The sequence below is a fragment of the Streptomyces sp. NRRL F-5630 genome, assembly GCF_000719475.1.
Lineage (GTDB): Bacteria > Actinomycetota > Actinomycetes > Streptomycetales > Streptomycetaceae > Streptomyces.
On record NZ_JOGO01000205.1, the window covers coordinates 1 to 542 of the forward strand.

A 542-nucleotide genomic window follows, 5' to 3' on the forward strand; every position below is an offset into this window, starting at 1 on the left:
GGGCATCGGCTGGGGTTGGAGGTGTGCTTCAGTGATGCGGCGGGGAGCCCGTTGGCGCCGCAGTTGGACAACCGGCCGGCGCCTGCGGTGCATGATCCGTTGGAGGAGGTGTCGCTGGCTCAGCACGCGGCGAACGAGAGTCGTCGGGAGACCGACGGGTCGTTGATGAGCAGTGGCTTCGATGTTGATGCGCGGATTTTGATCGATACGCCGGGTGGGGTGGCCGGGCGTCGCAGGAACGTGGTTCCTGAGCCTTTGCCGCATGAGCTGGACCAGCTTGCCCGGGATGCGGGACTGCACGGCGATCCAAATGCGGTGTCTCCCGAGACGCGGGCGACGATGCTGCGGTTGGTGCGGGCGTTGCGGATCGTGTTCGGTCCGGAGGTTGAGAAGAACCCTGATCTGTATGGGGAGTTGCTCAAGGGCATCGGCGCGGTGGAGATGATGCGTGCCAATGATGGGGCGTTGGACCGGTTCACGCCGTTCCGGATGGAGCTGTGGAGCTTCATGGCGCAGACGGTGGGCGGCAAAAAGGTCCCGAC

1 protein-coding gene is annotated in these 542 nt (G+C 64.9%); it reads left to right on the forward strand.

Annotated features, from left to right (window positions below; translation table 11 throughout):
* Positions 1–51 precede the first annotated feature (51 nt).
* A partial coding sequence (locus tag IF99_RS31440; protein ID WP_234340929.1) for a hypothetical protein occupies positions 52–542 on the forward strand: 491 nt, incomplete at its 3' end.